Annotated in this window: 19 protein-coding genes, 2 tRNA genes and 1 pseudogene; 11 read left to right on the top strand and 11 right to left on the bottom strand. The window is 70.4% G+C overall.

The genetic code is table 11. The annotated features are described in order from the left end of the window. Positions 1 to 13: 13 nt before the first annotated feature. Positions 14 to 844 (bottom strand): TetR/AcrR family transcriptional regulator, encoded by an 831-nt coding sequence (locus OO68_RS11105; RefSeq protein ID WP_245236943.1) that lies wholly within the window; start codon positions 842 to 844, stop codon positions 14 to 16. A gap of 131 nt (positions 845 to 975) precedes the next feature. Here OO68_RS11105 and OO68_RS11100 point away from each other — a divergent pair, with 131 nt between their 5' ends. The 6 genes from OO68_RS11100 (at position 976) to OO68_RS11075 (ending at position 5,640) form a co-directional block, all read left to right on the top strand. Continuing rightward, positions 976 to 1,194 carry a hypothetical protein gene (locus OO68_RS11100; RefSeq protein ID WP_033308111.1) on the top strand — a complete coding sequence of 73 codons (219 nt, stop codon included), beginning with the start codon at positions 976 to 978 and terminating at the stop codon, positions 1,192 to 1,194. Between the two features lie 96 nt (positions 1,195 to 1,290). Then, entirely contained in the window at positions 1,291 to 2,073 is a 783-nt protein-coding gene (locus OO68_RS11095; protein ID WP_033308110.1) for an LPXTG cell wall anchor domain-containing protein, read from the top strand. A 108-nt stretch (positions 2,074 to 2,181) separates the two neighbouring features. After that, a complete protein-coding gene (locus tag OO68_RS11090; protein WP_033308109.1) occupies positions 2,182 to 2,961 on the top strand; it encodes an HAD-IIA family hydrolase in 780 nt (259 codons plus the stop codon). Between the two features lie 121 nt (positions 2,962 to 3,082). Beyond that, a complete protein-coding gene (locus OO68_RS11085; RefSeq protein WP_033308108.1) occupies positions 3,083 to 3,793 on the top strand; it encodes a hypothetical protein in 711 nt (236 codons plus the stop codon). 2 nt (positions 3,794 to 3,795) lie between these two features. Continuing rightward, positions 3,796 to 4,473: a class F sortase gene (locus OO68_RS11080; RefSeq protein WP_033308107.1), complete on the top strand. Its 678-nt coding sequence runs from the start codon at positions 3,796 to 3,798 to the stop codon at positions 4,471 to 4,473. 129 nt (positions 4,474 to 4,602) lie between these two features. Further along, positions 4,603 to 5,640: a glycoside hydrolase family 6 protein gene (locus OO68_RS11075; protein WP_033308106.1), complete on the top strand. Its 1,038-nt coding sequence runs from the start codon at positions 4,603 to 4,605 to the stop codon at positions 5,638 to 5,640. 70 nt (positions 5,641 to 5,710) lie between these two features. Here the strand turns inward: OO68_RS11075 and glxA are convergent, their stop codons facing one another. From glxA to OO68_RS11055, 4 genes are all read right to left on the bottom strand, one after another. Next, positions 5,711 to 7,651 (bottom strand): radical copper oxidase GlxA, encoded by a 1,941-nt coding sequence (glxA, locus tag OO68_RS11070; protein WP_033308105.1) that lies wholly within the window; start codon positions 7,649 to 7,651, stop codon positions 5,711 to 5,713. Continuing rightward, positions 7,648 to 9,648 (bottom strand): glycosyltransferase family 2 protein, encoded by a 2,001-nt coding sequence (locus tag OO68_RS11065; RefSeq protein ID WP_033308104.1) that lies wholly within the window; start codon positions 9,646 to 9,648, stop codon positions 7,648 to 7,650. The genes glxA and OO68_RS11065 overlap by 4 nt, the downstream gene beginning before the upstream one ends. A 326-nt stretch (positions 9,649 to 9,974) precedes the next feature. After that, positions 9,975 to 10,688 (bottom strand): FadR/GntR family transcriptional regulator, encoded by a 714-nt coding sequence (locus OO68_RS11060; protein WP_033308103.1) that lies wholly within the window; start codon positions 10,686 to 10,688, stop codon positions 9,975 to 9,977. Positions 10,689 to 10,774: 86 nt separating this feature from the next. Continuing rightward, a tRNA-Lys gene (locus OO68_RS11055) sits at positions 10,775 to 10,848 on the bottom strand. A 200-nt stretch (positions 10,849 to 11,048) separates the two neighbouring features. Between OO68_RS11055 and OO68_RS11050 the strand changes: the two genes are divergently transcribed. The 5 genes and pseudogenes from OO68_RS11050 to OO68_RS43895 form a co-directional block, all read left to right on the top strand. Beyond that, positions 11,049 to 12,362, top strand: a complete 1,314-nt coding sequence (locus tag OO68_RS11050) for a peptidoglycan-binding protein (protein WP_033308102.1) — start codon at positions 11,049 to 11,051, stop codon at positions 12,360 to 12,362. An 85-nt stretch (positions 12,363 to 12,447) separates the two neighbouring features. Continuing rightward, a complete protein-coding gene (locus OO68_RS11045; protein ID WP_033308101.1) occupies positions 12,448 to 13,557 on the top strand; it encodes an SPFH domain-containing protein in 1,110 nt (369 codons plus the stop codon). Between the two features lie 101 nt (positions 13,558 to 13,658). Beyond that, positions 13,659 to 14,264 (top strand): lytic polysaccharide monooxygenase auxiliary activity family 9 protein, encoded by a 606-nt coding sequence (locus OO68_RS11040; protein WP_033308100.1) that lies wholly within the window; start codon positions 13,659 to 13,661, stop codon positions 14,262 to 14,264. A gap of 106 nt (positions 14,265 to 14,370) precedes the next feature. Continuing rightward, a complete protein-coding gene (locus OO68_RS11035) occupies positions 14,371 to 14,835 on the top strand; it encodes a DUF3592 domain-containing protein (RefSeq protein ID WP_033308099.1) in 465 nt (154 codons plus the stop codon). Positions 14,836 to 14,855: 20 nt separating this feature from the next. Beyond that, positions 14,856 to 15,260, top strand: a pseudogene (locus OO68_RS43895) (AMP-binding enzyme); the annotation flags it as partial. On the opposite strand, the gene OO68_RS11025 reads toward OO68_RS43895, so the two are convergent. The 6 genes from OO68_RS11025 to ehuB all read right to left on the bottom strand — a co-directional run bounded on the left by OO68_RS11025 (position 15,226) and on the right by ehuB (position 19,474). Next, positions 15,226 to 15,299, bottom strand: a tRNA-Lys gene (locus OO68_RS11025). The pseudogene OO68_RS43895 and the gene OO68_RS11025 overlap by 35 nt on opposite strands. A 119-nt stretch (positions 15,300 to 15,418) precedes the next feature. Next, positions 15,419 to 16,177: an IclR family transcriptional regulator gene (locus OO68_RS11020; protein ID WP_033308097.1), complete on the bottom strand. Its 759-nt coding sequence runs from the start codon at positions 16,175 to 16,177 to the stop codon at positions 15,419 to 15,421. Between the two features lie 208 nt (positions 16,178 to 16,385). Then, entirely contained in the window at positions 16,386 to 17,183 is a 798-nt protein-coding gene (ehuA, locus tag OO68_RS11015) for an ectoine/hydroxyectoine ABC transporter ATP-binding protein EhuA (protein WP_033308096.1), read from the bottom strand. Then, positions 17,173 to 17,823 (bottom strand): ectoine/hydroxyectoine ABC transporter permease subunit EhuD, encoded by a 651-nt coding sequence (ehuD, locus tag OO68_RS11010; RefSeq protein ID WP_033308095.1) that lies wholly within the window; start codon positions 17,821 to 17,823, stop codon positions 17,173 to 17,175. The genes ehuA and ehuD overlap by 11 nt, the downstream gene beginning before the upstream one ends. Then, the gene (gene ehuC / locus OO68_RS11005; protein WP_033308094.1) at positions 17,820 to 18,536 is read right to left on the bottom strand and encodes an ectoine/hydroxyectoine ABC transporter permease subunit EhuC; all 717 of its coding nucleotides are present in this window, start codon (positions 18,534 to 18,536) and stop codon (positions 17,820 to 17,822) included. The genes ehuD and ehuC overlap by 4 nt, the downstream gene beginning before the upstream one ends. Further along, positions 18,533 to 19,474 carry an ectoine/hydroxyectoine ABC transporter substrate-binding protein EhuB gene (gene ehuB, locus OO68_RS11000; RefSeq protein ID WP_106974314.1) on the bottom strand — a complete coding sequence of 314 codons (942 nt, stop codon included), beginning with the start codon at positions 19,472 to 19,474 and terminating at the stop codon, positions 18,533 to 18,535. Before ehuB ends, ehuC begins: the two co-directional genes overlap by 4 nt. Positions 19,475 to 19,518 lie beyond the last annotated feature (44 nt).

Genomic DNA, 19,518 nt, shown 5'->3' with positions numbered 1-19,518 from the left:
GAGGCCCGGGCACTCAGGGCCCGGTGCCCGGCCTTTCTCCGGCCGGCGGTGACGGTCGATGCCCGGGGACATGCCCGTGCCCGGGCCCGGCGGCTTCGGCGGGGAAGATCCTCGCCAGGTGGTACTCCAGCACCCTCCGCACCCCCGCGAGGGACCGGCGTTCGTGTACGACGTCCAGGCCCAGCCCGACGGCTCCCGACACCAGCAGGTCGGCCTCGTGTGCCCGGTCGATGCCCGGGGCCGTGCTCCCCGCCGCCTGGCCGGCCCCGATGATGTCCGCGACGAGGTGTTCCAGCGGCTGTTCGGCCGCCAGAAAGACCGCCGCGAGCTCCGGATCGGTCAGGCTGCGCGCGTAGTACGCCGTGAACACGCGCAGCGCGAAAGCACGTTGCTCGTCCAGCGGCAGGAACTCGTCCAGCACCGCCCGCAGCAGCGCGCACGGGTCCGTCATGTCGTGCGGGATGCGCGCCCGGGCCAGCCGCTCGTTCTCCTCGTGCAGCAGGCGCAGCGCGTCCACCAGGAGGGCGTGCTTGGAGTCGAAGTGGTACTGCACGACCCGCAGTGACACCCCCGCCTCCGCCGCGATCCTGCGCATGCTGGCCGCGTCCAGGCCCTGCCCGGCCGCGATCCGCCACACCGCCTCGGCGATCCGGCGCCGCTGCCGCGCCCGGACGTCCGTCGGCGGGGACGCGGGCGGCGTGCCCGGCTCGGGCAGCGGCTGCCTGCGCCTGCGGTACGCCCGGGCCTGACAGCTCCTGGAGCAGTACACGGCCGGACGGCCCCGGCTCGGACGGGCCAGCCCCGCGCCGCAGACCCGGCACGACCGGTTCTTTTCGTCACGCACCTCTTCACAGTAGCGCGTCGAGAAAGTGTGACGTAAGCAGAAGATTGCCAGCTGCACAGGGCCCGAGCACCCGCATCGATTGATACGTTCGTAACGTAGCCCTCGTCGCCCTTATCGCGGAAAGGAAGGCCATGAAGTACGACGTCTTTCAGGTTCTCGGCATGCTGCTGCTGGCGGTGTGCGTCCAGGGGCTCGTGCGGCTCCTCATCGACGACAGTGAGCGCGGGGTGCTGGGAGGGCTGCCCGGCGGCTTCGTCCCGCTGCTGCTGACCTACGCGGCCCTGACCGCCGTCGGCGTCCTCCTCGCCGGCTGGGCCCACACGCGCGCGAAGGCCCTGGGGCGCAGGTAGGTCTGTCCGCCGACCGGGCGGATCCGTGCCGCCGTTCGGGGACGGTTCGCGTCCTTGAAGTCTCGTGGCGCTCGGCGGTCGGAATGTCACATCATCATGCGACTCTGCACGCCCGCTCATCTCTGCCTTGCGGCGGCAGCGGCGGCCGCCGTCCTGCTCCCCGGTGCTCATCCGGCGCGCGCGAACGCCCCGGCGCCCGCGTGTGCCGCGCCCGACGACCACACCTTCCCGCTCACCACCCGCATCCACGGCGGGCCGGACTCCTACACGGCCGGGGGCGCGTTCGGGACCTGGTACGTCGACCTGACCAACACGACCGACCGGACCTGCACCGGCATCCACCCCGTCGTCGTCCTCGTCGACGACAAGCGCGCCCTGGAACCGTCCCAGCCGCGCCTCGAATTCTTCGAGGGGCCGCGGGCCCACCCCGTGCGGTTCGAGAAGACCGGCGAGGACGAGCTCGTCGGGGCGTTCGCCGACGACGAGGACCGGTTCGCCGGGTTCACCGTCGGGCCGGGCAGGACCGTCACCGTGAAGGTGCGGCTCACGCTCACCTCGGACGCCGTGCCCAACGACGTCACGGCCAACGCCGCGGTGGTGCAGCGGCACGACGACGACGGCGACTGGGTCGGGCAGTCGAACGACTACCGGTTCGGGATCGACGGCGGGGACGCGGGGACCGGTACCGACACCGGCCCGGACACCGGCAAGGAGACCCGCCCCGACACCGACCCCGACGCCTCCGTCCCGCCCCGCGAGGACCGGTTCCCCTTCGCGGAGGAACTGGCCCGGACGGGCACCGGCACGCAGGTCGCCGCCGCCGCGGCCCTGCTGCTCACCGGCGCCGGAATCCTGCTCGTCGCCCGCCGTCGCCGCTGAGCAGGGCGTCCCGCCAGTCGGGACGCCGCACGCGGGCCATTCCGCAAGATCCCGCCACTGTCTAGGCTGGGTCGCACGCTGGACCGCGTACGGCAGGAGATCCCGCACATGGCAGACCGCAAGCCCATCGAGTCGTGGCTCACCGACATGGACGGTGTGCTCATCCACGAGGGCGTTCCGATCCCCGGCGCCGACGCCTTCCTGAAGAAGCTGCGCGAGTCCGGGAAGCCCTTCCTGGTCCTCACCAACAACTCGATGTACACCCCGCGCGACCTGCACGCCCGGCTGCGCCGCATGGGCCTGGAGGTGCCGATCGAGAGCATCTGGACCTCGGCCCTGGCCACCGCCCAGTTCCTGGACGACCAGCGGCCGGGCGGTTCGGCGTACGTCATCGGCGAAGCCGGCCTGACCACCGCGCTGCACGACATCGGCTACATCCTGACCGACCACGAGCCGGACTACGTCGTCCTCGGCGAGACCCGCACGTACTCCTTCGAGGCCATGACGAAGGCGGTGCGGCTCATCCTCGGCGGCGCCCGCTTCATCTGCACCAACCCTGACGAGACGGGTCCCTCCACCGAGGGGCCGCTGCCCGCGACCGGCGCGGTGGCCGCGCTGATCACCCAGGCGACCGGCAAGAAGCCGTACTTCGCGGGCAAGCCGAATCCGCTGATGATGCGGACCGGGCTGAACGCCATCGGGGCGCACTCCGAGACCAGCGCGATGATCGGCGACCGCATGGACACCGACGTGCTGGCCGGCATGGAGGCCGGCATGGAGACGTTCCTGGTGCTCACCGGCCTGACCCGGCCCGAACAGGTCGAGGACTTCCCGTACCGGCCGTCGCAGGTCCTGGACTCGATCGCGGACCTCGTCGACCGGGTCTGAGCCCGGGCGCCGGCACACGAGGGACTCAAACCCGTCGCCACCCGTACGGAGCAGCCGCCGCGTTCCTGAGGATGCGGCGGCCCACCGCGCGGGGGAGGCTCCAGGCATCTGGAGGTTCACGATGGGTTCCCTGCGAGTCACTGTCTGTACGAGCGTCCTGGCCGTCGCCGCCCTCGCCCCCTCGGCGTACGGGGCGGACGGGGAGAGCGTCTCGGTGACCCCGGCGGCCCCCGCCCCCGGCAGTGACGTCACACTCCGCCTGACCGGCTGCGCCCAGCGGACGGCCGTGGCCGCCTCGGCGGCGTTCGTCGCCGACGCCCGGCTGACTGTCACCGGAGCGCGCGAGCTCGCCGGTGAGAGCCGCGTCCGCTCCACGGCCGAGGCGGGTTCGTACGCCGTGCGGATCACCTGCGGTGCCGCGCAGCAGACCGCCACCCTCACCGTCCGGGACAGCGCGGCGCGGCGGCCCGACGCCGCACCGCTCTCCGCGCCCGGAGCCGGTGGACAGCCGCTCGCGCACGGTGAGCCGGCGAACGGCGAGGCCGCAAACGGCGAAGCCGGGCAGCAGCCCGCGCCGGAAGGAGGCGGGCAGCCGTCCGCTCCCGGCCGTGACCGGGAGGCGTTCCCCTCGCACCGGCCCGGTGCGCCGGCCTCGCCCGTCGCCCCCGTCCGGGCGGGCGGTGGCGGTGCCGCCGAGCGCGTCGCCGCCGAGGAGCGGGGCACCGGTCCCGGCGCGGCGCAGGGGGTGACCGGGCTGGTGCTCGCGGGGGTGGCCGCCGCGGTGATCGTCGCGCTGCGACGCGGTGTCCGCCGGGGCCGCGGGACGGACTGACCATGCGGGATCGCGATCACATGGAGAGACGCTTGTCCGGCACCGGCCGCCTGCTGACCGGCATGGCCTGGGTCGTGCTGCTGCTCGGGCTGTGGCTGTGGGGCCGCGAGGTCACCGAGATGCGGCACGGTATCTCCGCCCCCACCACGGGCGATATGGCGGCGGCCGGACGGCCCCCGGACATCAAGCTGCCGCCCGAGCACCGCCCGCTGGGGGACGCGCTGCCGCAGCGCGTCGACATCCCCGGGCTCGGCGTCCAGGCCCCCGTGGTGGCCCGCGGCCTCGACGCCGACGGGGCGCTCGACCCGCCGCCGTACGACCAGCCGGGCGTGGTCGGCTGGTACGCCGGCGGGGTCGCGCCCGGGGCGCCGGGCACCGCACTGATGGTCGGTCATGTCGACACCGACACCCGGCCGGCCGTCTTCTACAAGGTCAGCGCCATGCGGCCCGGCCAGACGATCCGGGTGCTGCGGGCCGACGCGAAGGTCGCCGAGTTCACCGTCGAGTCCGTCCAGGTCCTCACCCGCGACCGCTTCGACGCCCACCAGGCCTACGGGCCCCGCGAGTCGGGGCGGGCCGAACTGCGGCTGGTCACCTGCGGCGGCAGCTTCGACCGTACGACCCGCAGCTACACGGCGAACGTGGTCGTCTCGGCGTACCTGACGGGGACCGGCCTCTGACGGACCCGGCGGGGCCCGGGCCCGGCACGGTGGCGCTGCGGCATCCGCGCAGGTGGGGTTCGCCTCGTGGGTGCCACGGGACGTATGTCAGGATTGAGACTTGTCACGCTGCACCCAAGGGGGAGTTGGATGTACGGCAGCAGGGGGGCCGGGGTGTTCGCCGGGAGGCGGATGTCCGCAGTGGTGCTGGGGGCGGCACTGCTGATCACGGGGTGTTCCTCCTCCGACGGAGGAGACGGATCGGACGAGCCCGCCGACGCGGGCGCGGGGATCACCCAACAGCCCAAGGAGAAAGCCCCGTTCTGGGTCAATCCGGACGGGACCGCGGCCCAGCAGGTCGCCGAGCTGGAGAAGTCGGGCAACAAGCGGGAAGCCGAGGAGATCCGCAAGATCGCCGAGCAGCCGACCGCCGAATGGATCGGCCCGGACGACCCGCAGCAGCAGACCCGCGGCCTCACCGAAGCCGCCGAGAAGGCCGGCCGCACGGCCCTGCTGGTCCTCTACAACATCCCGCACCGCGACTGCGGCCAGTACTCGCAGGGCGGTGCCGCCGACGGCGACGCCTACCGCGACTGGGTCGACGGCGTGGCCGCGGGCATCGGAGACCGGCCCGCCACGATCGTCCTGGAGCCGGACGCGCTGCTCCACCTCGTCGACGGCTGCACGCCCCAGCAGTTCCACGAGGAGCGCTACGACCTCCTCAAAGGCGCCGTCACCAAGCTGAAGTCCCTGAAGAACACGAAGGTCTACCTCGACGCGGGCAACGCCGGCTGGCAGAACCCCGACCAGATCTTCGAACCGCTGAACCGCGCGGGCATCGCACAGGCCGACGGCTTCTCGGTCAACGTCTCCAACTTCTACTCCACCGAAGACTCCATCGCCTACGGCAAGAAGCTGTCCGCCAAGGTCGGCGGCAAGCACTTCGTCATCGACACCAGCCGCAACGGCAAGGGCCCCTACACCGACGGCAAGCCCGACGAGCGCTGGTGCAACCCGCCGGGCCGCTCCCTGGGGGAGACCCCGACGACGAAGACGGCCGACCCGCTGGTCGACGCCTACCTGTGGGTGAAGCGGCCGGGCGAGTCGGACGGCGAATGCAAGGGCGGACCCAAGGCCGGCCAGTGGTGGGCGGACTACGCCCTGAAGCTGGCGAAGGCCTCCGGCTGACGAGCGGTCCTCACCGGCCCGAACGAAAGGGGCGCTCTCCGCGAGGAGAGCGCCCCTTTCCGTTTGCCTGTCAGGGCACCTTGACCCACTGCGCCTTGCTCGGGGTCCCGTCGGCGTCCGTCACGAACATCATGTACCAGCCCGCCTGGACCAGGTTCCGGTTCTCCGGCACGGTCACGGTCAGCTTGCTGCCGGACGCCTCGAAGTCCAGGGCTATGGACCGCTGGTCGACGTCGGTGACGTGCGTGGCGGCGCTCGGCCGGATCAGCCGGACCTTCTTGACCTTCGCCGCGTCCGACGAGGTGAACGTCCCCGTCCCACCGCGCTCGATGGTCTGCGGCCCGCCCGACAGCGAGGGCCGGTCCCCGTCGCCGTAGAGGTACGGCGGCGTGTAGATCTCGATGCGCTGCTCGAACTCGCCCGGCTTGGTGTTGGCCGCGTCCGCATAGAGCGAGTCGGAGCCGAAGAACATCACGCGGCCGTCGGGCAGCAGGATCGACCCGGAGTGGTAGTTGCGGCCCACCAGCGGGTCGGCGACGCGCTTGAGCTCGTTCTTCTCCGTGTCGTACAGCCGCGCCTCGAAGATGTTGGAGTCGCCGCGTCCGCGGTAGTCCTCCGAACCGCCGGAGATCAGCACGCTGTCGTCGGGCAGGATCGAGGCGTTGGGGTAGCGCGTGCCCTTGTCCAGGGACGGCCCGTCCTCGAAACGCGGGTCCGCCTCCTTCAGGTCGACGATCCGGGTCTTCTCGCTGGACTCCTCGGACTCGCCGACGCCACCGCCGCCGACCACCATGTACTTCTCGTCCTGCGCCGGCGGCAGCAGCACCGTGCCCGACGTCTCCATCAGCGTGGGGTCGCTCAGACCCGGGATCTTCGAGAACTTGTTGGTGTCGACGTCCCACACGCCCGGCTCACGGCCCACGTCGTCCGGCCCGTAGCCCGCGTTGGACCCGGAGTAGAAGACCTTGCCGTTCTGCATGAGGAACAGCGCCGGGTAGGTCGGGAACTGCCGGACCTTGTCGGTGTAGGTCCACTTCCTGGTCTTCGGGTCGAAGACCTCGTTCTTGCCCGGGACCAGCTGGCCGATGTCGTCGAGGCCGGAGACGCTGAGGATCTTCCCGTCGCTCAGGGTGGTGAGCGTCGGGTACCAGCGGGCCTCCTTCATCGGGTCGACCTTGATGTACTTCTCGGCCACGGGATCGAACTCGAAGGCGTCCCGGATGCCCTGGAAGTCCTTCTTGTCGAGCGCGAGCTTCTGCGCGATGCCGTAGGTGTTCTTGGCGTCGGCGCCCTTCAGGCCGTGCACGCGGTAGTTGTCCTGCGTGCCCGTCTCGTATTTCTTGCCCCGCTTCTGCGCTTCGACGTAGATCCGGCCGAGACCGGGGTCGTTGCGCAGGAACCTGCCGGTCGCCTTGTCGAAGACCTTCTTGGCGCGCGGCACCAGCACCGGGTCCTTCGAGACGAAGGTCTTGCCGTTGTTCTTGCCGGTGAACTTCGTCCCCGCGGGCAGCGTTATCGGCTTGTCCGGGTTCTCGTTGTGGACGATCATCAGGCCGCCGGCCTTGGTGACGTCACCCTTGAGCTTCTCGTAGCGCTTGGTGCCGCCCGCGATCAGCAGGTTGCCGTTGGCGAGCTGGGTGTGGCCGGTGCAGAACAGGTCGGCCGGTGTGGGGACCTTCTTGATGGTGCCCTTGACCGGGTCCCAGATCCTGGTGTCGAACTTCTTCGCGTCGAAGTTGTCCTGGTCGTTGCCCGACCCCGCGACGAGCAGCACCTTGCCGGTGCGCAGCAGCGCCGCGTGGATGGTGTTCTGCCGGTACTCCTCGGGGAAATCGATGATCTCCCACTTGCCGTTCGCGGCCTTGTACTCCGGCTGGTTGATCTTGTACTGGTGGTATTTCTCGGTGCTGAAGCGGTAGAGCCACGGCCCGTTCATCCCGGCCAGCGCGAGTACCACCGCCGTGCCGATCGCGAGTCGACGGGCCCGGCGGCGGCCTGCACGGTCGTTCATTCCTTACGTCCCCCAAGTCCACCAAGGGCGATCTGCATGGTCTGGTCGGTTCCCCCGACCTCCCCGTGTGCGCCCGGGGTGGCGGCCCACGTGGGCTTCTGCTGCGGGACGTGCCCCGACGGCTGCTGCGGGATGGGCGGCGGCTGCGTCCGGTTCGGCCCGGCAGGGTCCTGCGGCTGTCCCGCGGCGTGGGCGGCGGGCTTCTTCGCGTCCTGCCGCAGCTGCCAGCGCCAGGCGAACACCGGCGAGGCGGTGATCAGCAGCGCGAACGTCGCCCAGATGATCATCGCGGGGTGGGAGTGGCCGTAGACGAAGCCGGCGGCGATCGAGCCACCGAAGATCGCGACGAAGTACCAGTGGTAGCGGAACGTGCCGAACCAGCGGTCCGGGCTCGCCGAGTCGCCCTTGGGCGTCACCACGAACTTGCTCTTGCGCCGCAGCACGGAGTCGATCAGCGCCTTCGCGTACAGCGGCGCCGACAGCGCGGACATCACCATGCCGGCCACACCGCCGGAGCCCTCCGGCTCGTGCGGCGAGACGTTGTGCCGGCGGTTCCAGACGTACAGACCGATCTGCAGGGCGGAGGCGTTGCCGTAGAGCATCAGCCACACGGCCGGGTCGATGTTCACACCCGAGGCGCCCAGGCCCAGGAACAGGCAGCAGCTCAGCGCCGCCAGGATCCAGTTGAGGGCCGACATCGGGTAGAAGATGATCATCATCGTGTAGTTGAAGAGCTTGCTCGGCGGCAGCGAGTACCAGCCCTTCCAGTACTGCCCGATGATCGTCTCGTACGTCCCTCGCGACCAGCGCATCTGCTGGGTGAAGAAGTCCGTCCAGGCGCTGGGGCCCTCACCGACGGCGAGCACGTCCGGCGTGTACACCGAGCGCCACTTCTTCCCCGTCGCGGGGTTCTTGTGGCGGTGCATCTCGAAGCCGGTCGCCATGTCCTCGGTGATCGAGTCGTACAGACCGCCGATCTGCTTCAGCGCCTTGATGCGCACGGCGTTGGACGTGCCGACGAACATGGGGGAGCCGTAGCGGTTGCCGGCGCGCTGGATCAGCGCGTGGAAGAGGAACTGCTGCGACTCGGCGGCCTTGGTGATGGGGTTGTCGTAGTTGCCGTAGACCTGCGGGCCGATGACGAAGCCGACGTCCGGGTCACGGAAGAAGCCGAGCATCCGCTCCAGGTAGTTGGGCAGCGGCACGTGGTCGGTGTCGACCGAGGCGAAGAAGTCGTAGTCGTCGCCGTGCGCTTCCAGCCAGGCGTTGTAGTTGCCGTGCTTGGTCTTGGCGCGGTGCGGGCCCTTGGCCTGGTTCCACTTCGCGACGCCCTTGCGGGAGAAGTGGTGCACGCCGAGGCGCTCGCAGACCGCCTTCACCTCGGGGTCGTCGCCCTCGTCGAGCAGCCAGACGTGCATCAGACCCCGGTGGCGGATCTTGACGGCCGCCTCCAGGGTCTTCGTCACCATCTCCAGCGGCTCCTTGCCGGGCACGAAGGAGGTGAGGAAGGCCACTCTGGTGCCGGTCTCGGGCACCACCGGGATCGGGTCGCGGGCCACCAGCGTCGCGTGCGCGTTGGACAGCACGTTCATGCAGCGGAAGAACTCGATCAGGCCGATCGAGACGAGCATCACCATGTCGAGCGCGGGCAGCCAGTCGAAGGCCGGGTAGTCGCGCTCGGTCCAGTGCTCCGGCTGGAGCAGCCAGAACAGCAGCACCAGGGACAGCACCGGGGCCGCGGCCAGCATCAGGGCGACCCGGATGCGGTGCGGCTCCTGCGAGATCAGCGAGCGGTACTGCACCTTGTACGGCTTGCCCGGATCCGGCTGGGTGAGGGGACCCGCGAGCCGGCTGTAGTGCTCGTAGTCGTACCTCGGCAGGGTCTTCTTGATCCGCCGGAACGTCCCCGTCGTGCTCATCCGGTGTCCGGGCACCCTGAGCTGGGTGGTCTGGGACGGGTCGTGGTCCTGCCGGGCACCCGTCGGCCTCGACGTCATGAGTCATCCCCCCACACGCGGACAGCCGCGTGTTTCGTAGCTTCGTACCGTCTGCTCCAGGTCCCCCTCGACCTTCACAGACGTATCAGTGGTGGATCGCAGTCACCACGTCATCCACACCCTATAGACACGGCAACGCGACCTTCCGGTTGCATGATGCCCCCCACGGCATCGGTTCATGAACGCGGGCCCCTACCCCCGCTCATCCCGCAACCGGTCCTAAAGCCCCCCAACTGCCGCGAATGCGCAGCATCTTGTAAAACCAGATGACCAGGGTTCTACGGCGTTCATCATGATCGCAAGATGCGAAACACGGTGGTTACCGGTCAAACGCGTTCATTGTGACGGGTGTGGGGGCCCTGTGGAGCCGTTGTGGACAGGCGGGCGCGGATGTTGCCGAAGTGTTCTCTTATGGCGCCCTCCGCCCGCATCGCGTCGCCGGACCGCACCGCGTCGAGGATCTCCCGGTGCTGCCGGCAGGTCACCTTCGGGTCCTGCGGCTCACCCCCGAGGTCTGTGCGGACCCGGTGGAAGGCGTCCCAGAACGCCTCCAGAACCTCGCACAGCAGCACGTTGTCCAGCCCCCGGTAGAGGGTGGCGTGGAAGGCCCGGTCGGTCTCGGCGAGGCCGGCTCCCTGCGCGGCCTGCTCTTCCATACGGTCGACGAGCGCGTCCAGTTCAACGAGGTCGGCTTCCGGCATCCGGCCGGCGAGCCGGGACACCAGGCCCGTCTCCACCGCCTCCCGCAGCTCCAGCAGCTGGAGCAGGGAGTCCTCGCCCCGGTAGTGCCCGGCGACCGTGCGGAAGGCGAGGCCCTCGATCATCGGGGCCAGGGACATCGGGCCGACGTAGGTGCCGAAGCCGTGCCGGATCTCCACGATGCCCATCGCCTGGAGTGCCTTCAGCGCCTCCCGCACCGAGTTCCGGCTCGCGCCGAGGTACTCCATCAGCTCGGGCTCGGTCGGCAGCGGGGCCCCGGAGGCCAGCCGGCGGTCGATGATGAGCTTCTTGATCCGCTCCTGCAGGTCACGCGCTGCCATGGCGAGAGGGTATCCGGCCAGAGAGCGGCAGGCTCTGCACAGACATACAAAAGGCCCCTCGCTTCCGCGAGGGGCCTTCCGGTCGGTGCGCCGCCAGGGACTCGAACCCCGGACCCGCTGATTAAGAGTCAGCTGCTCTAACCAACTGAGCTAGCGGCGCCTGCTGACGTCGTAACTCTACAGGACATGCGGAGGTGCTCCGGACCACCCGGCCCGGGACCGGGAGGGGGCCCCTGAGGCGCCCGCGTACATCATTCGGACCGTCAGCATGCGCGTGCGGAAGACAGTTGCGAAACTGACGAGGCGCGCCCTCCGGTGCCCGGGCGCCGCATTTTCCGCCGGAAGTGTGAGGGGAATCGCATGGAGTCTCCGGTATTCGAGGAAATCGACCCCGCGAGCGACTGCGACTGCCCCGGCTGCGTCCACTGGCGTCGTGCCCTGCCGCATTCCTGGTCCGGCCGGGCCAGTACCCACCCCGCCGCCCACCGGGCTCTCGCGCTGGCGGCCGTGGCCTCCGCCACCCTCGGCGCCAGTCACGCAGTACCGGCCGCCGCCGCCCCCCACGCACCCAACCGGCCGGGCGTCTTCGCAGGTGACGAGCCTGACAGCCCCCAGGGCGGCTCGGCCCCGCTGCACGGCCCCGGCGGCCGTCCGGCGAAGCCGCCCGTCGCCCCCACGCCCACCGCCATCACCCGTACGGAGATCATCAACCGGGCCAAGACCTGGGTCGCCGCGAAGGTGCCGTACAGCATGAGCGCCTTTTGGTCCGACGGTTACCGGCAGGACTGCTCCGGCTATGTCTCGATGGCCTGGCGGCTTCCCGGAAACGAATGGACGGGCAGCCTCGCCCAGTACGGGGAGCGCATTTCAAAGGAAGAACTCCAGCCGGGCGACATTCTGCTGTTCCACAATGCGTCCGACCCCGCGAACGGCTCGCACGTCACCATTTTCGGCGGCTGGACGGACGCCGCGCACACCCGCTACACCGCCTATGAGCAGACCCGCCCGCACACCCGCCGCCAGACCACGCCGTACGCCTACTGGAACGACTCCGACCGGTACGTGCCCTACCGCTACAAGGACGTCATCCCGGAGGAGCCGGCCCCCGAACCGGACGGCGGCACACCGGGCGCCCCGGCCGTCACGCCGTATCCGGGAGCGGCGTATTTCGGCCCCGGCGCGAACAACAAGTACGTCACGCTGCTCGGCCGGATGCTCGTCGCGCGCGGGGCCGGCGGCTCGTACGCGGCGGGCCCGGGGCCGCGCTGGACCGAAGCCGACCGCCGGGCGGTCCGGGCGTTCCAGCAGGCGCAGGGCTGGACGGGGGCGGCCGCCGACGGGCTGCCCGGCCCGCGCACCTGGGAGCTGCTGGTCACCGGCGAGGGCGAGGACGTGCGGGACGGGGCGGTCGGCCCGCCGCCCGCCTCGCACGGCGTGCCCGGCTACCCGGGGCGGGCGCTGTTCCGCCCCGGCGCGGACAACGCCTACGTCACCCGGCTGGGCAGGCAGCTCGTGCGGAAGGGGTTCGGCCGGTTCTACACGGTCGGGCCGGGACCGCGCTGGACCGAGGCGGACCGGCGCGCCGTCGAGGCCTTCCAGCGCGCCCAGGGCTGGCGGGGCGGCGCGGCGGACGGTTACCCGGGGCCGGAGACCTGGCGGCGTCTCTTCTCGTAGGGCCCTCGGTCCGCCCCCGGCCCTGCCGGGCGGTCCCTCACCGACCACTGTTGTGACGCATCTGGCGCGGAGGCTGAAGGCACGCATGAGTACGACCACTTCCCACCCGTCCGAGCCCGACGGACCGGCCCGGCCCGCCCGGCTGATCCAGAACGAGGCCACCACCGAGATCCCCGTCCACCTGCTGTTCCGCGACGACCCCGCCCCGGCGACGGTGCCGCTGAAACCGGCGGTCGTCGGCCGCAGGCAGGGCACGGGGGAGCAGCCGCGCCTGAGGCGCCCGGCCGTCGCCCCGAAACGCCCGGTGCCGCAGGTCGATCCCGACCTGGTGGAGCGGCCCGCGCGGGTGCTGCCCGGCGCGGCCGGTGTCCTGGCCGGGGCGTGCGGTGCGGCGGGCTGCGTGGCCACCTCCTGGTGGGCCGGGGTGCTGCCGCCGCTCGCGGTGGAGGCACTGCGGCTGCCCGCGATCGCCGGAGCCGGGCTCGGTCCCGTGCAGTGGGCTGCCTACGCGGGGGCCGGGGCGCTCGGGCTGTTCGGGCTGGGCGGGCTGGCCCGGGGCCGGACCGGGCGGGCCTGGGTGCTGGACCTGTTCGGCCGTTACCGGGGGACCGTCCGGCGCTCCGGCCTGCTGTGGATCAACCCGCTGCTGCTGCGCCGCCGGGTGGACGTACGGCTGCGGCACTGGCGCAGCGAACCGGTGCCCGCGGCCGACGGGGGCGGGGTCGCGGTGCGGGTGGTCGTCCTGGTGGTGTGGCGGGTGCGGGACACCGCCCGGGCCACGCTCGGCGTCGAGGACCACGAGACGTATCTGCGCGAGTGCGTCGAGGCGGCGCTGGCCCGGGTGCCGGTGGAGACGCCGGGCGGGCCGAGGGGGGCCGGGGACGCGGCGGCCGAGACGCTGACCCGGCTGGTGGCGACGGACGCGGCCCCGGTCGGCCTGGAGGTGTTCTCGGTGCAGCCGGTCCGGGTGGAGTACGCCCCCGAGGTCGCCACCGCGATGCACCGCCGCCGGATGGCCGCGCTGGACGCCCAGCACCGGGCGAGCGTGCTCACCTCGGTCGTCGACTCGGTCGAGGACACGGTGACCCGGCTGACCGTGCGGGGGCTGGTCGAACTCGACGACTACGAGCGGAAGGCGCTGGTGAAGGACCTGACGGTGGCGTTCTGCGCCGGCCGGGGCGAAACAGCTCCGTGATTGGTATGGACATGTTCAACTAACGGCCATAATCTCGAACTTGGTCTAGACCTACATGCACGGCTCACTGAACCTCCCCCACGTTCTCCAGGAGCGGCAGCATGCGCACAAGGACCAAGTTGTCCGCAGCCGCGGTGGGACTGGCCACGACCGGAGCCCTCGTACTCTCCTCCGGCGGCGCCAGCGGCCACGGCTACACCGACCTCCCCATCAGCCGGCAGAAGCTCTGCCAGAACGGCACCGTGACCAACTGCGGCTCGATCCAGTGGGAGCCGCAGAGCGTCGAGGGCCCCAAGGGCTTCCCGGCCTCCGGCCCCGCCGACGGGCAGATATGCAACGCGGGGCTCGGCCACTTCGGCCAGCTCAGCGCACCGCGCACACCGTCCGGCGGCGCCTGGCCCGCCACGAAGGTGACGGGCGGCCAGAACTACACGTTCCGCTGGCAGTTCACCGCCATGCACGCCACGACCGACTTCAAGTACTACATCACCAAGCCGGGCTGGAACCAGAACCACAACCTGGCCCGGTCCGACCTCAACCTCACCCCGTTCTTCACCGTGCCCTACAACGGGCAGCGGCCGCCGTCCACGCTCTCCCACAGCGGCAGGCTGCCGTCCGGGCTGAGCGGCCGTCATGTCATCGTGGCGGTCTGGACGATCGCGGACACGGCCAACGCGTTCTACGCCTGTTCGGATGTGACCTTCTGAGCCCCTCGGAACCTCTGAGCTTCTCTTGAGTCACCGGTGCGGCCGGTGTGGGTAGGTTCCTCCCACGCCGGCCGCTCGAAGGCCGCCGAGGGCCTCGGGGGAGCTCATGGAAACCTTGTTCTACATCGTGCCCACGCTCATGATCGCGGTTGCCTCCTGTGCCGTGGTCGTGGTGATCCGCCGCTCGGTGCGGGTCAGCCGCGCGTGGAGCGGCGGCCTGACCGCCGAGGCCCGCTGCCTGCGGACGTACACCACGACGAGTGGGGGCGGCGACAGCTCGGTGCGCACCACTCTGCATCACGTGTACGAGTTCGCCACGCGCGACGGCCGCGGTGTCCGCTTCGAGGAGCACGGCGGGCCGGGGACGACCCTCGAGGGCGACATCGTCACCGTGCACTACGCGGCGGACCGCCCGGAGCACGCCACGGCCAGGCCCCCGGCGCAGGGGAAGCTCGTCGCGGGCACGGGATGTCTGCTCGCCTTCCTCGGCACGTTCATCCTCTTCGCCGTCGGCTTCATGGTGGTGACGTACACGATGTTCTCCACCGTGGGTGACTTCGTGCAGCCGTAGCGCTCCACATCTGACGACCCGTCAACTATATCCTGGCCCGCTACGAGGGGGCGGAGGCGGTCTGCGTGTACGCCGTGCCGGACCCGGTGACCGGTGATCTGGTGATGGCGACGATCGCCGGTTCGTTCGACCCGGAGAGCTTCGCGACGTTCCTCGCCGCGCAGCCCGGTCTCGGGACGAAGATGGCGCCGCGGTTCGTGCGGGTGGTGGAGCGGATGCCGGTGACGGCCACCAGCAAGATCCGCCGGGCGGAGCTGCGCAGGGAAGGCCTCGGCTGCCCGGACCCGGTGTGGTGGCGGAGGCCGGGGGAGTGCACGTACCGCAGGCTGACCGGCGCCGGTCCCGGAAACGCTGAGGGGCCCCTCGCTCCCACGAGAGGCCCCTCATCCGTGCGCCGCCAGGGACTCGAACCCCGGACCCGCTGATTAAGAGTCAGCTGCTCTAACCAACTGAGCTAGCGGCGCATGACTCTCGCCTGCCGCCGGAATCGTGTTCCGCGGCGGGCGACGGAGAAAATACTACCCAATGCCGGGGGGTGCTCCGGACCACCCGGCAGGGTCGACGACGTCCGTGATCGACAGGTCTAGATCGCCATGGAGAGCAGCACCGGTGCCGCGTTGCGGTTGAGGGCGTCCGCGGCCTGGCGCAGGCGGTGGGCGTGCTCGACCGGAAGGGACAGGGCCAGGCAGCCGACGGAGGAGCCGGCGGTGATCGGGACGGCCGCGCAGACCGTGCCGACCGCGTACTCCTGGAGGTCCAGGACGGGCACGGTCGGCGGCTGGGCCTCCAGGCGGGAGAGCAGGAGCCGGTCGCTGGTGATGGTGCGCGAGGTGAGGCGGGCCATCTTGTGCCGGGCGAGGTGGTCGCGGCGGCCGGCGTGGTCGAGCTGGGTGAGCAGGCTCTTGCCGATGGCGGTGGCGTGGGCCGAGGAGCGGAAGTCGACCCACTCGTTGACCTTGGGCGCGGCCGGGCTGTCGGCGTACTGGGTGATGCTGATCTCGCCGTCGACGTACCGGCTCATGTAGACGGCGGCGCCGACCGAGTCGCGCAGCCGGTCGAGGGTGCGCTGGAGCTTGTCCCGCAGGGCCTGCTCGCGGTGGTGGGCGGACCCGAGGCGGGCCAGGGTCTCGCCGGTGACGTACGCGCCGTCGGTGATCTGCTCGACGTATCCCTCGCGGCGCAGCATGCGCAGGAGCGCGGTCAGTCGCTCCGGTGCGATGCCGGTGTGGCGGGCTATCTCGGTGTCGGTGACACCGCTGGAACCGCGTGCCACCGTCTCCAGGACGCGCAGGGCTTCCTGGGCCGAGTGGTACGGGGTGGTCGGCTCGTGCTTCAGCGCCACGGTGGTCTCCCCCTGCGCTTGCTGTAGGGCCGTAATCCGGTCAGTGAACCTTTTCCAGGTTAACCGGCAATGGCCTTGCGGGGAGCGGGGGTTGGCAAGATTCCCGGGGCCCCGGACTGGGGCAATGACACTCTGGCATATGTCAGAGGCATGCCCCAGCCGCACCCCGGTCGACGGGCCGGGTGTTCCGGCTGCTCACCGGCCGTAGTCAGAGCACTGCGCTGAGGAACTCCCGTGTCCGGTCCAGCTCCGGGTCGCTGAAGATTTTCTCCGGCGGGCCCGCCTCGATGATCCGGCCCGAATCGAACATCAGGACCTGGTCGGAGATGTCCCGGGCGAAATTCATCTCGTGGGTCACACAGAGCATCGTGATGTCCGTGGAGCGGGCGATGTCCCTGAGGACGTCGAGGACTCCCGCGACCAGCTCGGGGTCGAGCGCGGAGGTCACCTCGTCCAGCAGCAGCACCTGCGGGCGCATCGCCAGGGCCCGGGCGATCGCCACCCGCTGCTGCTGGCCGCCGGAGAGCTGGGCGGGGTGCGCGTCGCACTTGTCGGCCAGGCCCACCATGTCCAGCAGGCCCTTGGCCCGCTCCACCGCCTCGTCCTTCGGCATGCCGAGGACGGTGACCGGCGCCTCGGTGATGTTCCGCAGCACCGTCATGTTCGGGAACAGGTTGAACTGCTGGAACACCATCCCGATCTTCTTGCGGACCTCGCGGACCTGCTTGTCGGAGGCCGGGAACAGCTGCTGCCCGTCGACCGTGATCGTGCCCTCGTCGGGCTTGAGCAGGGTCATCAGCAGCCGCAGGATCGTGGTCTTGCCGGACCCCGACGGGCCGATCAGGGTGACGTGCTTGCCGGCGTCGACGGAGAAGTCCAGGTGGTCCAGGACGGTGTTGCTCCCGAACCGCTTGGTCACCTGCTCCAGCCGGATCAGTTCGCCGGTGCTGCGGGCGGGGTTCTTCTCGGGGTCGGTCCCGGAATTGGGGAGAGTGTCAGTGGGCAAGGCGTCGCTCCAGGGCTCGCAGGGCAAGGGAGGCCAGGTAGGAAATGACGATGAAGGCCACGCCGATCACCGTCAGCGGTTCGGTGAACTGGAAGTGCTCCTGCGAGTACAGGCGCGCCCGGCCGAGCATCTCCAGCACGGTGATCGCCATGACCAGCGGCGTGTCCTTGAGCATGGAGATCACGTAGTTGCCGAGGGCCGGGACGACCCGGCGCACCGCCTGCGGCAGGATCACCGCGGTCCACGTCCGGCGCAGCGGCAGGTTCAGTGCCGTCGCCGCCTCCCACTGGCCGGCCGGCACGGCCTCGATGCCGGCCCGGTAGACCTGCATCGTGTACGTCGAGTAGTGCAGCCCGATAGCGAAGACGCCGGTGGTCAGCGCCGAGAAGGTCACGCCCCACTCGGGCAGCACGTAGAAGAGGAAGAACAACTGCACCAGCAGCGGGGTGTTGCGGACGAACTCCGTGACCGCGCCGACCGGCCAGGTCACCCACCGCGAGGGCACCCGCATCAGCAGTGCCCACACCAGGCCCAGCGCGAACGAGATCAACGAGCCGAGGACCAGGATCTGCAGGGTGACCAGCAGACCGGCCCAGAGGTCCGGCATGAAGCCGCTGACAGCGCTCCAGTCCCACTTCATGCGACAGCACCTCCCACGCCGGTGGTCTGCGGACGGTCGAGTTCCTGGTCGGGCGTGCTGCCGACCGGCTTGCCCGTACCGGCCTTGAGCCTGTGCTCCAGGCCGCGCATGCCGCGGGTCAGGACGAAGGCGATCACGAAGTAGATCAGCAGCACGATCGTGTAGATCTCCGCGCTCTCCTGGAGCGCGAGGCGCACCAGGTTGCCGCTGAACGCCAGGTCACCCATGCCCATGATCGACACCAGGGCGGTGCCCTTGAGCAGTTCGACCAGCAGGTTGGAGAACGGCGGGATCATCTCCGGCACGGCCTGCGGAAGCAGGATCAGCCGCAGCCGCTGCCAGGGCGTGAAGCTGAGCGCGATCCCGCCCTCCTTCTGCGCCGGGTCGACCGCGTTCAGCGCGCCGCGCACGATCTCGGAGCCGTACGCCCCGTAGGTCAGGCCGAGCGCGAGGGTGCCCGCCCACAGCGGCACCAGCTGCCAGCCGAAGGCGACGGGCAGCACGAAGTACACCCAGAAGATCATCACCAGGGCCGACGTGCCGCGGAACACCTCGGTGTAGACGCCCGCGAGGAAGCGGACGATCCACAGCCGGTGGGTGCGCGCCACGCCGACGACGAAGGACACCGCGGCGCCCAGCAGTGCGCTGCAGACGAGCAGCTGGATCGTGACCCAGACGCCCTTGAGTACGAGTTCCCAGAGTCCCGAGGTCATCCGCCGCAGAGCTCCTTCGCGGTCAGATCCGTCATCTCGGCCTCGGTGAAACCGAACGGCTTGAGGATGCGGAGCAGTTCGCCGCTCTTCTTGAGTTTGCGCAGCTCCACGTTGAAGGCGTCGCGCAGGTTCGACTCGGTCGGCCGGAACGCGAAGGCGCCACCGTCGACGTGCGGCTTGCCGCCGACGATCGGCTTGAACGGATCGGTGGCCTCCGCCTTGGCGGACTTCTTCACCACCTCGCGCACGGTGAGCGCCGTACCGGCGAAGACGTCCACGCGCCCCGCCTCGACCGCGTTCAGGCCCGCGACCTGGTCCGGGACGATCAGGATCTCGCTCTCCTTGTACCCCGCCTCGACGGCGTACTGGATCTCGGCGTAGCCGGTCCCGGTGGCGAACTTCGCCTTCTTCTCGACGACGTCCTTGTAGCTGCGCAGCCCCTTGGGGTTGCCCTTGCGCACGATGAACGCGTCGAGCATCTGGTAGTCGGGGTCGGCGAAGATGACCTGCTCGCAGCGCTCGGGGTTGACGTACATCCCGGCGGCCACGACGTCGAACTGCTGGGAGTTCAGGCCCGGGATGAGCGAGCCGAACTCGGTCGGCACGGGCTGCACCCGGTCGACGCCGAGCCGCTTGAAGATCACCTTGGCCAGTTCCGGTGCCTCACCGGTCAGTTCGCCGTTCGTGTCGATGAAGCCGAACGGGATCTCACCGGCGATGCCGAGGCGGACGACGCCCGCCGCCCGGAGCCGGCCGAGCAGATCACCGCCCTTGACGTCCGAGGCGGTGGCTACCCGGCTGCATCCGGCGGCGCCCAGCGCGCCGAGCGCCGCCACCCCCGCGAGCAGCGACCGGCGTGTGGGCCCCGAGGCGGGCCGGGATATGCGTCCGGGACTTCGCAGTGTGCTTCTGTGTGGGCTTCTCTGTGGTGGAGCCATGGGCGCGCGGCTACCCGACCGCATCCGAGTTATTCCGGTCTTTT

The organism is Streptomyces iakyrus, assembly GCF_000717055.1.
GTDB lineage: Bacteria > Actinomycetota > Actinomycetes > Streptomycetales > Streptomycetaceae > Streptomyces > Streptomyces iakyrus.
Note: the sequence above shows the minus strand (reverse complement) of the source record. Positions and strands in the feature narration are given on the sequence as shown.